At 48.5% G+C, this 13399-nt stretch carries 9 protein-coding genes, 17 tRNA genes and 1 rRNA gene; 23 read left to right on the top strand and 4 right to left on the bottom strand.

The annotated features are described in order from the left end of the window. The 18 genes from rrf to IFU39_RS25720 all read left to right on the top strand — a co-directional run. Positions 1 to 92, top strand: a 5S ribosomal RNA gene (gene rrf, locus IFU39_RS25805); the annotation flags it as partial. A 59-nt stretch (positions 93 to 151) separates the two neighbouring features. Further along, positions 152 to 225, top strand: a tRNA-Ile gene (locus tag IFU39_RS25800). Between the two features lie 33 nt (positions 226 to 258). Then, positions 259 to 334, top strand: a tRNA-Ala gene (locus IFU39_RS25795). 1 nt (position 335) lies between these two features. Continuing rightward, a tRNA-Asn gene (locus IFU39_RS25790) sits at positions 336 to 411 on the top strand. Between the two features lie 3 nt (positions 412 to 414). After that, a tRNA-Ser gene (locus IFU39_RS25785) sits at positions 415 to 506 on the top strand. Between the two features lie 16 nt (positions 507 to 522). Beyond that, a tRNA-Glu gene (locus IFU39_RS25780) sits at positions 523 to 594 on the top strand. A gap of 6 nt (positions 595 to 600) precedes the next feature. Then, positions 601 to 676, top strand: a tRNA-Val gene (locus IFU39_RS25775). Positions 677 to 692: 16 nt separating this feature from the next. After that, positions 693 to 766: transfer RNA gene (locus IFU39_RS25770), tRNA-Met, on the top strand. 26 nt (positions 767 to 792) lie between these two features. Next, positions 793 to 870, top strand: a tRNA-Asp gene (locus IFU39_RS25765). Positions 871 to 892: 22 nt separating this feature from the next. Next, positions 893 to 968: transfer RNA gene (locus IFU39_RS25760), tRNA-Thr, on the top strand. A 97-nt stretch (positions 969 to 1065) separates the two neighbouring features. Next, a tRNA-His gene (locus IFU39_RS25755) sits at positions 1066 to 1141 on the top strand. 11 nt (positions 1142 to 1152) lie between these two features. Further along, positions 1153 to 1227: transfer RNA gene (locus IFU39_RS25750), tRNA-Gln, on the top strand. Between the two features lie 9 nt (positions 1228 to 1236). Then, positions 1237 to 1312 (top strand) — tRNA-Lys (locus tag IFU39_RS25745). Between the two features lie 9 nt (positions 1313 to 1321). Beyond that, positions 1322 to 1409 (top strand) — tRNA-Leu (locus tag IFU39_RS25740). Between the two features lie 8 nt (positions 1410 to 1417). Then, positions 1418 to 1492, top strand: a tRNA-Gly gene (locus tag IFU39_RS25735). Between the two features lie 7 nt (positions 1493 to 1499). Beyond that, positions 1500 to 1576 (top strand) — tRNA-Arg (locus IFU39_RS25730). A 16-nt stretch (positions 1577 to 1592) separates the two neighbouring features. Then, a tRNA-Pro gene (locus IFU39_RS25725) sits at positions 1593 to 1666 on the top strand. Positions 1667 to 1678: 12 nt separating this feature from the next. After that, positions 1679 to 1749 (top strand) — tRNA-Gly (locus IFU39_RS25720). Positions 1750 to 2020: 271 nt separating this feature from the next. On the opposite strand, the gene IFU39_RS25715 is transcribed toward IFU39_RS25720, so the two are convergent. After that, on the bottom strand, positions 2021 to 2881 hold the full coding sequence (locus tag IFU39_RS25715) for a CYTH domain-containing protein (RefSeq protein ID WP_192135669.1): 861 nt from the start codon (positions 2879 to 2881) through the stop codon (positions 2021 to 2023). A gap of 137 nt (positions 2882 to 3018) precedes the next feature. Further along, the gene (locus IFU39_RS25710) at positions 3019 to 3936 is read right to left on the bottom strand and encodes a LysR family transcriptional regulator (RefSeq protein WP_192135667.1); all 918 of its coding nucleotides are present in this window, start codon (positions 3934 to 3936) and stop codon (positions 3019 to 3021) included. Positions 3937 to 4304: 368 nt separating this feature from the next. Here IFU39_RS25710 and IFU39_RS25705 point away from each other — a divergent pair, with 368 nt between their 5' ends. The 4 genes from IFU39_RS25705 to IFU39_RS33090 all read left to right on the top strand — a co-directional run bounded on the left by IFU39_RS25705 (position 4305) and on the right by IFU39_RS33090 (position 9820). Beyond that, positions 4305 to 5321, top strand: coding sequence for an ABC transporter ATP-binding protein (locus tag IFU39_RS25705; RefSeq protein WP_192135683.1), 1017 nt, complete (start codon positions 4305 to 4307; stop codon positions 5319 to 5321). Between the two features lie 68 nt (positions 5322 to 5389). Next, complete coding sequence (locus IFU39_RS25700) at positions 5390 to 6463, top strand: ABC transporter substrate-binding protein (protein ID WP_192135664.1); 1074 nt, start codon at positions 5390 to 5392, stop codon at positions 6461 to 6463. 73 nt (positions 6464 to 6536) lie between these two features. Beyond that, positions 6537 to 8222 carry an ABC transporter permease subunit gene (locus IFU39_RS25695; RefSeq protein WP_192135682.1) on the top strand — a complete coding sequence of 562 codons (1686 nt, stop codon included), beginning with the start codon at positions 6537 to 6539 and terminating at the stop codon, positions 8220 to 8222. Beyond that, complete coding sequence (locus tag IFU39_RS33090) at positions 8219 to 9820, top strand: MBL fold metallo-hydrolase (protein ID WP_244661118.1); 1602 nt, start codon at positions 8219 to 8221, stop codon at positions 9818 to 9820. The genes IFU39_RS25695 and IFU39_RS33090 overlap by 4 nt, the downstream gene beginning before the upstream one ends. A gap of 55 nt (positions 9821 to 9875) precedes the next feature. Here IFU39_RS33090 and IFU39_RS25680 read toward each other — a convergent pair whose 3' ends face one another. Together IFU39_RS25680 and IFU39_RS25675 are read right to left on the bottom strand one after the other, a co-directional pair. Next, the gene (locus IFU39_RS25680; RefSeq protein WP_192135662.1) at positions 9876 to 10436 is read right to left on the bottom strand and encodes a GerMN domain-containing protein; all 561 of its coding nucleotides are present in this window, start codon (positions 10434 to 10436) and stop codon (positions 9876 to 9878) included. 34 nt (positions 10437 to 10470) lie between these two features. Next, on the bottom strand, positions 10471 to 11787 hold the full coding sequence (locus tag IFU39_RS25675) for an N-acetylmuramoyl-L-alanine amidase family protein (protein ID WP_244661117.1): 1317 nt from the start codon (positions 11785 to 11787) through the stop codon (positions 10471 to 10473). Positions 11788 to 12165: 378 nt separating this feature from the next. Here IFU39_RS25675 and IFU39_RS25670 point away from each other — a divergent pair, with 378 nt between their 5' ends. Continuing rightward, complete coding sequence (locus tag IFU39_RS25670; protein ID WP_192135659.1) at positions 12166 to 13395, top strand: anhydro-N-acetylmuramic acid kinase; 1230 nt, start codon at positions 12166 to 12168, stop codon at positions 13393 to 13395. Positions 13396 to 13399 lie beyond the last annotated feature (4 nt).

Here is a 13399-nt window from a genome sequence, read left to right as displayed (position 1 = left end):
CACACGTACCCATCCCGAACACGACCGTTAAGCCCTCTAGCGCCGATGGTACTTGGACCGCAGGGTCCTGGGAGAGTAGGACGCCGCCAAGCGATTTCCCTTTGGGGTATTTTTTTTGCCCCCCTTGCAAAGGAATAAGGGATATATATTAGGGCCCTTAGCTCAGTTGGTTAGAGCGCACCTCTGATAAGGGTGAGGCCGGTGGTTCGAGTCCACCAGGGCCCATAGCAAGACCACAACAAGAAATACACAGAGTATGGGGCCATAGCTCAGCTGGGAGAGCGCCTGCCTTGCAAGCAGGAGGTCAGCGGTTCGATCCCGCTTGGCTCCACCATTCCCTGATAGCTCAGTTGGTAGAGCACTCGACTGTTAATCGAGTTGTCACAGGTTCGAGCCCTGTTCGGGGAGCCATATGGAGAGGTGTCCGAGCTGGCCGAAGGAGCACGATTGGAAATCGTGTAGGCGTCACAAGCGTCTCGAGGGTTCGAATCCCTCTCTCTCCGCCAGATAATTTTTTAGCAAGGCCCGTTGGTCAAGGGGTTAAGACACCTCCCTTTCACGGAGGTAACAGGGGTTCGAATCCCCTACGGGTCATATTATGGAGGCTTAGCTCAGCTGGGAGAGCATCTGCCTTACAAGCAGAGGGTCGGGGGTTCGATCCCCTCAGCCTCCACCATATAACTTTATAACGACGCGGGGTGGAGCAGCCCGGTAGCTCGTCGGGCTCATAACCCGAAGGCCGCAGGTTCAAATCCTGCCCCCGCAATTATACTTTCCTTGAGAAAGTACTATGGAACCGTGGTGTAGTTGGCCTAACATGCCTGCCTGTCACGCAGGAGATCGCGGGTTCGAATCCCGTCGGTTCCGCCATTTTTAATAAAATATACACCGTGCCGGTGTAGCTCAACTGGTAGAGCAACTGACTTGTAATCAGTAGGTTGGGGGTTCAAGTCCTCTCGCCGGCACCATTTTTAGTATTTACATATGAATTTGTGATAGAATGTATATTACAAGTTAAATTGGTAATACTAAGATTCTCTTAGTGGATGAATGGCTTACTCTATGGCGGTCGTGGCGAAGTGGTTAACGCACCGGTTTGTGGATCCGGCATTCGGGGGTTCAATTCCCCTCGATCGCCCCATGATTTTTTAATGGGGATTAGCCAAGCGGTAAGGCAACGGACTTTGACTCCGTCATGCATAGGTTCAAATCCTATATCCCCAGCCATTTCATTACGAGTCATTAGCTCAGTTGGTAGAGCACCTGACTTTTAATCAGGGTGTCGAAGGTTCGAGCCCTTCATGACTCACCATTATATTTTGCGGTCGTGGCGGAATTGGCAGACGCGCACGGTTCAGGTCCGTGTGGGCTAACCCCCCGTGGAGGTTCGAGTCCTCTCGACCGCACCATATGTTTTGCGGAAGTGGCTCAGCGGTAGAGCATCGCCTTGCCAAGGCGAGGGTCGCGGGTTCGATTCCCGTCTTCCGCTCCAATATTTTGCGCCCTTAGCTCAGCTGGATAGAGCGTTTGACTACGAATCAAAAGGCCGGGAGTTCGAATCTCTCAGGGCGCGCCATTATTCTCATAAGTATCGGGATGTAGCTCAGCTTGGTAGAGCACCTGGTTTGGGACCAGGGGGTCGCATGTTCAAATCGTGTCATCCCGATTTTTTTTATTTGCGGGTGTAGTTCAATGGTAGAACTTTAGCCTTCCAAGCTAATAGCGTGGGTTCGATTCCCATCACCCGCTTCCTAGTAACATATAGAAGAGCCTTTGCTTATAGCAAGGGCTTTTTTGTTTTCACCTATAAGAAGAGGTGATTTTCAGAAAACCAGAGTTTAATGTGAGTAGTCAACTCGAGTTGAACAGATGAAATAGATAAGCAAAAATCTTAACTGTTGATAAACGTAGAATTACTTAATTAACTGATTTTAATTCGTTCTCTACACAAAAAAAGACAAGTCCCTCTCCTACGATATCCGCAGGAAGAGGAACTTGTCTTTTTAATTAGAGCCAGCGATTAGTATCTTTCCAAAATAGTCTGTGTCTTCAAGCCATCGGCCGGAATCAGCCAGTTTTTGTTCTCCAGCAATTGCAGCAGTTGAGTACGCAGACCGGATACGGCTACAGTATCATCGGTTTTGAAAGAAACCTCTACGATATTCTCAATACCTGTACCTGCTGCGTCACGGATTGGCCATACTTCGAGTGTAAGCTCTTGACCATTCCATGTACCTTCATAACGTTGGAATGTGATTGGGCCATATGCACGGGATTGAGTCAGTTGTTGTTTACCCCAGTTGGAAGCAGACCAGTTCTTCAATTTGCCCGGAAGCTTGTCCAGTAACATGTTCAGGGCATCTTGCTGGGAAGGAAGTTGAACACCTGTCGCTTTGGTATCGACTTTTTTGGTGTTGGAGAAGCTCAGTGTCTGTTTGCCGTATCCCCAATCAATCTCAGCCTCGTAGTTATCATCTGATATGTTGAATCCTTCTTGGTTAGCCAGGGTAAGCGCTGCGTTGATGTCGCCATTGATTACAGGGTAGCGTTTTTTATAAGTCAATTCGTAGTTATTTTTGTCATCCTTTTTGCGAAAACGAACGTTCCATCCTTGTTGATCCAATCCGAGAGCATTGGTGTCGAAGTACTCTACGTTAATGTTTCTTGGCGTGGAACTCAGGCCGAGTGTCTGAATCACTTCACTGCGTGGTGTCCCATCTATATTCAATACAAGTTCCGGCTTGGCCAGAAACTTTACTTCATAAGCAGGAACGGCATTGGCAGCAGCTGAAGCCTGGGGTGCTCCCAGAAATGTCATTCCACTTCCCAATGTTACGATGCTCAGCATCAATGAGGCGGTTACCTTTTTCCACTTTTTCAAAACCAATCACTCTCCTAATCTGGATTAACGTACAGACTCACTTTATCGCCCGAATATATGAAAGCGATTAAAGGGGAGCGCACATTGCGTTAATCCTGCATAGATTTGATGAATGGTAAACGATAGTTTATAGCGGATCAGGGCAATCTGCCATGGAAAATGGGGGAGCCGTGACTCACCTTTCGAAGCACTTCTTTGAAGCGGTTTACCTGAACGGAAGGGTGGCGGTCCTTGTTATGTACCGTATAGATATGGCGCGGCGCTTGCTCTCCGGGAATGGGAAGAACTTGAATGAGCCCGTGCTGTTCCTCCCACTGTACCGCCATCCGAGACATGAATGAGACATGCCCCCCGATTAACACGAGCTGTTTGATCGCTTCCAGGGAATCCATCTCCACGGTACTCCTCAAACGAATGTCATGTTGCGCAAGCCATTGATTGGTTAACCGTCGAGTACTGGATTCATTGCCATGTAAGGCAAAAGGAATCTGCGCGATATGATCAGGTGTTAATGCATCCTTCTGGGCCAACCCATGTTGTGGAGAACAGATCAATACTAAGTCGTCTTCACACAGCGTCTCAGCTTGCAGGGCGGGTCCAACAAATGGCTCGGAAGAGATCACCCCCAGATCAATCTGATGCCGAATTAACATCTCGCGAATAACAGGTGATGGTTTGACGGATAGGACGATACGAATGCCCGGGAACTCCTGAGAAAAGGTGTTGAGTATGCTGGGCAACAGATATGTAGCCGGTACATAGCTTGCCCCAATGTGCAGGGTGCCCCGATAGAGACTGTCATATTCTTTCACTACCCGCCTTGCCTCTTGGGTTAGAGCATTGATTTTGACGGAATAGTGGAGCAGGGCTTGTCCGGCCTCAGTTAGAAAGGTCTTGCCACTGCGTGATTCGAATAATCGCACGCCCATCTCTTCCTCCAATGACTTCATATGAAATGTAACGGTGGGTTGTTTGATCCCCAGTAATTCGGCCACGCTTGTCATGTGATGATGCTTGTCGATCAGCTCAACAATTTGCAATTTGATCAGATTCAATGTCCCAGCACTCCTCTCACTTCTACTAACCCCAATATATAAGATGATCTAATGTTTTTCATAAAGACGGAGAGTACAGAACCAATCTGAAGAAGCGAAGCGTTCGCCTTTATCCCCGGATTTCTCCCTTTAAAAAGGGAGTATAAGAAATCTGGGGATAACAGCGATCGGAAGATGGTGCTGTAATCGAAGCGAAAACATGAAAATTAATTTAGTTCACCTACTATAGATTTAATCTATGAACATCAACAGAATTCATCTAAAAAGTTAATTCCAATTTTACATACAAGACATACAACTCGCGAAAGCGGACGTTAGACTGAGAACAGTGCAAGAGATCAAGTAACAGAAGACAGGCAGGGATGCTTATGAAATTAGAGATGACAGGAATTCAAAAATCATTTAATCAAACACCCGCACTGCTGCCGACAGATCTAACGCTTGAACATGGAAAGTTCACGACACTGCTCGGTCCATCAGGCTGTGGCAAAACAACACTGCTCCGCATGTTGGCCGGGCTGGAACAGCCGGACGCGGGGGAGATTCGTGCAGATGGTCAGTGTATCTACTCTGCGGCGAAGCGGATTGATATACCAACACACAAGCGTAATCTGGGCATGGTGTTTCAGGATTTTGCATTATGGCCGCATATGACCGTATACGAAAATGTAGCGTTTGGCCTGAAGGCCGGAAAACAGAAATCTGATCTGCGGCAAAAGGTGAACGAGGCACTTGGCATGGTTCGCCTGCAAGGCATGGAAGATCGATATCCTCATCAGCTGTCTGGTGGACAGCAGCAACGGGTTGCTTTTGCCAGAGCCGTAGCGGTCAGACCTGGTGTGATCCTGTTCGATGAGCCACTGAGCGCACTGGATGCTGTACTCCGGGAAGAGATGCGGATTGAGATGATGTCTTTGGTACGGGATATGGGGCTGACTGCGCTGTACGTCACACATGATCAGATTGAAGCGATGTCGATGTCGGATGAGATTGTGGTGATGCAGAAGGGACGGATATTGCAAAAGGGAAGCCCGGAAACGATCTACTCGGCACCAAGTGATCCGTATGTTGCTTCGTTTATCGGAAAGTCCAACTGGCTCACGCCTAATCAATCGATGGTGCGACCAGAGCATGTCACCTGGAACAAAACAGGTCATGATGATCTGTGTTATCCGGGAACTGTACTCAGCGTCAGCTATGTAGGTGAACGCTACGAAGTGCGAGTGCAGATGGAAGGGCTGGGCGTATGGACAGCCTATATGAACCAAAGAGTACGCGTAGGGGAGAGAGTTCAGCTCTATGTTGCTCCCGAGCGGATATGCCGCATGGATGGTTATGACCACCCAAGTATGAAACAGAACGAAGCAATCGCAGTGGCATATTAAATTGTTGAACGAGCACAGTTGGAAGCAGGATTACACATTTTATAAGAAACCAGGGGAGATGGATGAATATGTTGGGGATGAAAACACGAAAAAAGAGCGCAATGCTGTTATTAACGGCGGTTATGAGTATCAGTTTGTTCGGCTGTAGTACAGGGAACTCGACCACAGGAAATGCGGCGCAACCCGCAAGTGAAGGAAACACAGCAGCAGCGGCAGAAACAACGAAACCGGCTGGCGGCAAGTTGGTACTGTACAGTGCTGGCCCACAGAAGCTGGCCGATAACATCGTGAGCGGATTTACAGACAAAACAGGGATCGAAGTTGAGATGTTCCAGGGAACGACAGGCAAAATTCTGGCTCGTATGGAAGCTGAGAAATCCAATCCGGTGGCAGACGTTGTAATCCTGGCCTCTTTACCTTCCGCACAGGCTCTGAAAGCCGATGGACTGACTATGCCATACCCTGAAGCAGCCAATGCAAACAAGCTGAACAAGGACTGGTCGGATGCAGAGGGCAACTATTTTAGCAGCAGTGCTTCCGCACTGGGTATTGTGTATAACACCAAACTGGTATCTACACCCCCAACAAGTTGGGCAGATCTTGCTACGCCTGCATGGAAAGATGCAGTGAACATTCCCGACCCTACATTATCAGGCTCAGCACTCGACTTCATCACAGGATACCTGAGTGCGAATGGTGAAAAAGGTTGGGATCTGCTGAGTGCCTATAAAGCCAATGGTGTAGCGATGGCAGGAGCCAATCAGGAAGCCCTTGATCCGGTCATTACGGGTGCCAAAAGCATCGTAGCTGCAGGTGTGGATTACATGGCGTATTCCTCCAAGGCAAAAGGTGAACCACTGGATATCGTGTACCCTGAGGAAGGCACGGTAATCAGCCCAAGACCGGCAGCAATTCTGAAATCCAGTCCGAATGTAGAGAATGCCAAAGCGTTTATCGACTACCTGTTGTCTGATGAAGCACAGAAGCTTGTTGCAGATGCTTATCTAATCCCGGGCCGCGAAGACATTGAAGCGACTAACCGTGCCAATGTGAAGGATATTCCACAGCTTAAAGTGGATTGGAACTGGATGAGCGAACATGGCGAAGAGACAGCAGCGCGTTTTTCCGAGACTTTTAAGTAAGAAACAATAGGATAGAGACAATTAGGCAAAAGGAATACCTGCTGTCTTTGGAAAGTCATGTGAGGTGAACGTAGTGAAACCTGTTGGAATAGACAACAACCGAATTTTTCGGAGAGTGGGCGTGATTCTGGCCCTCTTTCTGCTGACCATAAGTATTGGCGTGCCGCTCTTGCTGATCTTCTGGCAAAGTGTGTATCCGGACGGACAATGGGACTGGATGGCTCCGATTCGCACGATTACGGGTCATCATCTATCAGGTGTATTGCTGAATTCCGTCTGGCTTGGCATCTGCGTTGTAGCAGTAACCACGCTGCTGGCGCTACCGTTGGCCTGGATGATGGCGAAGACCCGAATGGGCGAGCATCGCTGGGTGGATGTAATCCTGATGATTCCGTTCATGACCCCGCCGTATATCGGATCGATGGGCTGGATTCTGTTTATGCAAAAAGGGGGATACCTGCAACAATGGGTGCCTTCATCTGCAGGCTGGAGTGAGCTGTTCTTCAGCTTCTGGGGCATGGTGCTCATCATGAGCTTGCACCTGTTCCCATTCCTGTACCTGCTGCTTCGAGATGCGTTGATCCGCATCGGTGGCAACCTGGAAGAAGCGGGAGCCGTGCACGGTGCACGTGCAGGGTACCGTTTCAGACGTATTATTTTACCCTTATTGTTGTCGTCTTACGGCATGGGGATCATGCTGGTCTTTGTCAAAACGATCGCTGAATTCGGAACACCGGCAACCTTTGGGCGCAAGATTGGCTATTATGTCATGACCTCCGAAATTCATAAGTACATCTCTAGTTGGCCGATTGATTTCGGTAAGGCGACTTCGCTGGCATCGGTGCTGTTGTCCGTCTGTCTGGTGATGTGGTATATGCAGTCTGCCATGAGTCGAAAGTTCACGTATCGTCTGGTTGGTGGCAAAGGGCAACGTTCGAAGCGATATTCCCTTCGTGGCGGAGCCGGATGGTTATGTGGGGCATATCTTGCAATCCTGTTGATCCTGTCGATAGGTATCCCGTATTTCTCCATCATCGCCGCTTCGACCATGAAGTTACGAGGATCGGGAATTGCTTTTGATAATCTGACCTTGGATCATTACAAAGAGCTGTTATCTTGGGGATCGGTGAGTATGAAGGCCATCGGAAACAGTCTCGGTCTATCCCTCGCGGCTTCAACCGTTGCTGTTGTTATTGGTACGGGTTTTGCGCTCGCGATCGGCAGATCATCTTCATTCATGCAGCGTGTGATTGACTTGTTCAGTCTGTTGCCAAATACGGTGCCGGGTATCGTGATGGTTGTGGGTCTGATTCTCTTCTGGAACTCACCCTGGATGCCTGTCACGTTGTATAACACCTACGGCATGGTTGTGCTCACGTACGTTGTGCTCTTCTTGCCTTACACCGTGCAGTATGTAAAATCGAGCTTTACCCAGATTGACGGAACGTTGTTCCAGGCTGGGCAAGTATTTGGAGGGAAGCCGCTGTATATTCTGCGGCGTATCTTGATACCGCTGATCCTGCCTGGCATGCTGGCCGGCTGGATGATGACCTTTACGATTGCTACCCGGGAGCTAGTAGGTTCGTTGTTAATTCTTCCGCCGTCCATGCAGACGTCAGCTACGTATATTTTTGCCCAGTTTGAACAAGGTCAGGTATCCCTCGGAATGGCGATGGCCGTTGTAACTGTAGGTATGACGGTGCTGATGCTGCTTGGAATCGAACTGCTGAATTCAAAGAGAAAGTGGAATGCATCATGATCAAACTGAACGTATGGGGCGGTGCAGGGGAACATGGACGTTCCGCCTATCTCCTGAGCGGGAGCCGGTTTCGCCTTTTGCTGGATTGTGGTGTGAAAAAAGAAGGCACGGGCCAGTATCCGCTAATTGACCCGGAGATTGTTCCGCAACTGGATGCGGTGTTTTTGTCCCACGCCCATGAGGATCATTCGGTCGCCATCCCTTTGCTGTATAAGATGGGCTACCGGGGTGAAGTATGGACAACGAGAGAGACGAGGGCACAGCTGCGTACGTATTTTGCCAACTGGCGAAGATTTGCAGAACGTGTCGGAGAGAAACTCCCTTACGATGAAGCAGATGAGCAGGCTATTCGTTATCGTTATCTGGAAGATGAGGTCGTATCCCAAACCTGGTTCGAACCGATTCCCGAAGTAAAAGTGATGTGGGGCCGGAGTGGACATCTGGCTGGATCGGTGTGGTTTGGACTTGAAATCGAAGCGAAGCGGATTTTTTATTCCGGGGACTACACGTCCGAATCAATGCTTTTACAGGAGGATTGCCCAGCGGAGGCGTTCTCACGGGCAAAGATGATTCGTGAAGATACGTTGTTCGATGCTCCGAGCAGTGAGCGGTGGGGTATGGAGGAAATAATCGTTATAAACAGCGGGCAAAAGGCTGGAGAATTCATAACGTCACCAGAGCAGACATCTGTTGCATCAGAAGCGTCGTCAAGAACACTTGTATCCATGGAGATACCCATGAAGCAGAGAAATTCCATATCCAATGGTGCAGATGGAGCAAGCAGAGCAAACGTAGCAGACGCTGCGCCAAAATCTTCCGTCGGGCTGGTAGATCTGGCGATCGTTGATGCGGCCTACGGTATGGATCAGGATACACAGGCCGACAAACTGGAACAGCTTGAACGAGCCATTCGCCAAACGATTGCTCAAGGCGGAAAGGTGCTCTTACCCATGCCTGTCGTAGGGCGTGGACAGGAGATCATACTGTGGGCACAGCAACAATTCCCGGCTATCCCAATCATAGTGGAACAAGGGCTGGTGGACGGTATGAAGCAGCTTATGCATGTTCCGTATTGGTTGAGGGAGAAGGGAGAGCATGTCATCGGAAGTTCGTTGAAAGACAAAATCGATTGTTTTCTGACTGGACGAGGATGGGATCTGCCTACAACTACCCAAGAGCGGGAACAACTGTTGGAACATCATGCTGCTTCGTTATGGTTTATTCCGGACGGCATGATGCAGTCCTCGCTTGCCCGTTGGTATTATAGTCAATTATCGGACAGGGAGGAGAATCTGATTCTGCTCACCGGGCATGTTGCTCATGGCACATTTGCTGATAAACTGCTACGGGTTCCTGACAAGTATGGAGTGTGTGAGGTGCGGAAAATACGATATAAAGTGCATCAGGGCTGGAAGGATGTTGAACGGATGCTGCATCAGGTTCCAGCAAGGCATACGGTCCTTGTGCATGCTGACCGGGCAGAGACGGACCGATTAAAGGAAGGATTGCTCAGAAATAGCCCGTCACCGGGAACAGTTATACATTCACTGTCTGCTGGTGACGAGTTATATGTGTGCATTGTGCATGAATCGAATTGATGCGTCAGATTGGAACGTCCCCAGGGACGTTCTTTTTCCATTGTTGCCGGATCAGTTAGGGTTCGCGATGAATGGGGTGTTCCAGTTCGGCATGGCCCATCAAACTATCAACGGCTTCACCATCCACCAGTATATCCAGGCTGTTCACTTCATCAAATTGAAACATCGTTGTTGTTAAAGCTTCCAATGCGAGCAATTCTCCACTGGTACCAAGATTGGCTTCAGCGGGAATATGAACATCCAAAGTCACTGTACCCTCAGCATATAGAATAGAGAGCAATTCCACCTGCTCCCAGAGGGAAACAAGCTCTGAATCGGTGTTCGTTTGCAACGCTGCAAATGTTTTTTCATATTTTTCGGAGTCATCCTTGTACTCAATTTCCTGCTCTGTTTTCTCAAGCGCCAGTACCTGAGAATCTGCCAAATATACATCGACGACTTGTGTATTCATTGTGCCCAGGTCCACTTTCGTTTCGGATGGGTTTGGTGACTGCGTCTGTCCTCCCTGAACAGCAGGTTCATTCGAACCGGATTGGCTCACTGGCTTCTGGGCACATCCAACTCCGATAAGGATCAAGCATGATAATATAAGTGCACAACCTAGCTTCTTATTCAAAGAATCACTTCCTTTATCTGATTTATTTGATGATTTATAGGTTCAAATACTCCTTGATTCCATCGGCTATCGCTTGAGCGGCTTTCATCTGAACAACCTCGGATGACATCAGTTCTTCATCGAGCACATTACTCAAGAATCCCACTTCCAAAAGCACTGCAGGCATGGTCGTGTCTCGGATTACTTCCAAGTTGCCATTTTTCACACCACGATCTCTGAGACCCATGGCTTTCACCAAACGTTGATGAATGATAGTGGCTAATTCCTTGCTATTACTGCGTTGATAATAATATGTCTCCGTACCTGTGGCTTGGGGAGCAGACTTTACGCTATTGCCATGGATAGATACAAATACATCCGCATTTAATTGATTGGCGAGCTGAACACGCTCAGGGCGGGTCGGATAGGTATCACCTTCACGAGTCATCACCAATTCGATATTGGGTTCATTTAGCAACAGGGCCTGTACTTTGTGAGCCAATGCCAGATTGTATTCCTTTTCGGGTTTGTTCGTGATGCTATTCGTCCCCGGGTCACTCCCACCGTGTCCTGGATCGATGACCACAACCTTGCGTCCTGAATCACCTACTGGAGTGACTGGAGCAGGTGTGACATTGTCTCCCGCAACATTAAGATCAATAATCAGTTTATCGGCAATGACGTTCTGGCTGTACTGGACATCCTTCACATTATTCAATTCTACGACAATGCGAACTTGCGCCGGATCTCGTTTGAACAGTGAATATCTCACTTCTGTCACATTGGGATAACCACTCACATCCAACTTGCCATTGAGTCCTTGATCCAGCGGTTGGGAGATATCACCAAAGGCGGTTCCAGGCAAGTCCACAACCAAACGATCAGGGTACTTGAGGGTCGTTACTATTGGCTGAACGGCCCCATCCGTGGATAACACGAGCTGATTATTGGCAAATTGGATATCGGTAACCTGCGCGTTAGACGTTGAATCTCCTTTTCCAGAACTATTGCCTGGATCGATAGCAGGTCCCTTACTGGTGTTTGTTAAGTATACGATCTTGTCTTGATTATTCCATCTTACCTTAAGCCCCATTTGTTCACTGACAAATCGAATGGGCACCACCAGCGTATTGTTCAAAATTTGCGGTGCTGTGTTCAAAGTGACTTGTTTGTCAGCAACCATGGCTTGCTTTTGATCCACGGTTAGGGAAATCGTCTGTTGGTCTTGCTGAATTTTTACAGTGCGTGCTTGTTGGTTCCAATCGACTTTGAATTTCAAATTTTCGGCAACGACACGAATCGGAATCATCACGTTTTTATTGATAATCGTTACCTGTACTTCACTTGGGAGGACTAATTCCTCTCCATCCATAAAAATTTTCGACGTGCTTGCAGCGGCATTTCCCTGATTAGGGAGCAAAACGAGTAAGAACAGACTCAAAAACAGTAGTAAAATGGTTTTCTTCATTATGCACCTCGACTAGTATTAGATCTATATCTGACTACCAAAATATACCTACATATTATAAACGGTAAAAATGTAAAAATGTTTCTCTTCTGATATCTAATTATCAATTGATGGAATAAAACATGATGTGTGATCGCAAATGGGATGAATATCTCTCTTTTTATTTTCAATGTTGTAATTAAATTTCATATAATGTTTGACTTGTGAAATTTAATATCATATACTGGGTGAAATTATGGCAGGATGACGTGTTCATCAGGTCTTGCAGGAGGTTGGAAATGGATGGATACAGGCAGCTATCCGATGTGGGAGAAGTATCGGTTGAAGCAGGAGCATCTGGTCATCGGACTAATGTCAGGGACGTCTCTGGACGGAACAGACGCGGCGCTGGTGCGTATTCAAACCGATATGAGTGGGGCATTACAGCAGATCGAGCTGGTTGATTTCGTATGTGTGCCGTATTCGAATGGATTGAGAGACGTACTGATCCGATTATGTTCACCGGGGACAGCTCGTATCGACGAGCTGACAGCCGCACATTTTGGTGTATCGGAGTGGTATGCACATAGTGTTACGGAACTGATGCAGTCTGCCGGTATCTCAACACAGCAAGTGGATGTGATTAGCATGCATGGGCAGACGGTATGGCATGCGCCTGTAGCATCCGCATTTCCAGGGCCAACGGGGGCAAGTATTGATGTGGTATCGACATTGCAGATCGGTGAATGTGCTGTTGTTCGAGAACGGACAGGACTGCCCGTGATTGGCAACCTGCGAGCCAGGGATATGGCGGCTGGTGGGGAAGGTGCCCCGCTTACGCCTTATGCGGATGCTCTGATGTTTCGAAGCCCGACAGAAGGGCGGCTAGTGCAGAATATCGGTGGCATTGGCAATGTGACGGTGCTTCCCTCCGAGTCATCTACCGAAGGAATTTCAGCATTTGATACGGGACCGGGGAATATGGTGATGGACGCCCTTGTTCGACAGGCAACGGATGGGCGGCAGCATTATGATCCGAATGGAAGTATTGCCGCACAGGGGAAGGTCGATCAGCGTCTGGTAGAACTGTGCTTGGAGGATGAGTATTTCAAAAGACTTCCACCGAAAAGTACCGGGCGAGAAGTATATGGAACAGCGTACGCAGTGAGACTGATGGGGATGGCCGCAGCGCGTTCCTTATCTCTTGAAGATACGCTGGCTACTGCCACCTGTCTGACCGCGGAGACCATCGTGCGTGCAGTGAAGGATTTTATCCTGCCCAAGGTGCAAATATCGGCCATGCTCGCGTGCGGTGGTGGTACTTCCAATGCCACGTTAATGGAAATGATCCGTCAGAGACTACCGAAGGATATCCGTTTGGAACGAACAGCAGATTATGGTATACCCGATGATGCTCGGGAAGCCATTGGATTTGCTTTACTTGGCCATGAGGCACTTATGGGAAGAACTAATACACTCCCGGCAGTAACCGGCGCGAAACACGCCGTAATCTCGGGCAATCTAACACTCTAGTGAG

The organism is Paenibacillus sp. CFBP 13594, from assembly GCF_014842675.1.
Taxonomy (GTDB): domain Bacteria; phylum Bacillota; class Bacilli; order Paenibacillales; family Paenibacillaceae; genus Paenibacillus; species Paenibacillus amylolyticus_B.
The sequence above is the reverse complement of the archived record's forward strand: the minus strand, read 5'-3'. Positions and strand labels throughout refer to the sequence as shown.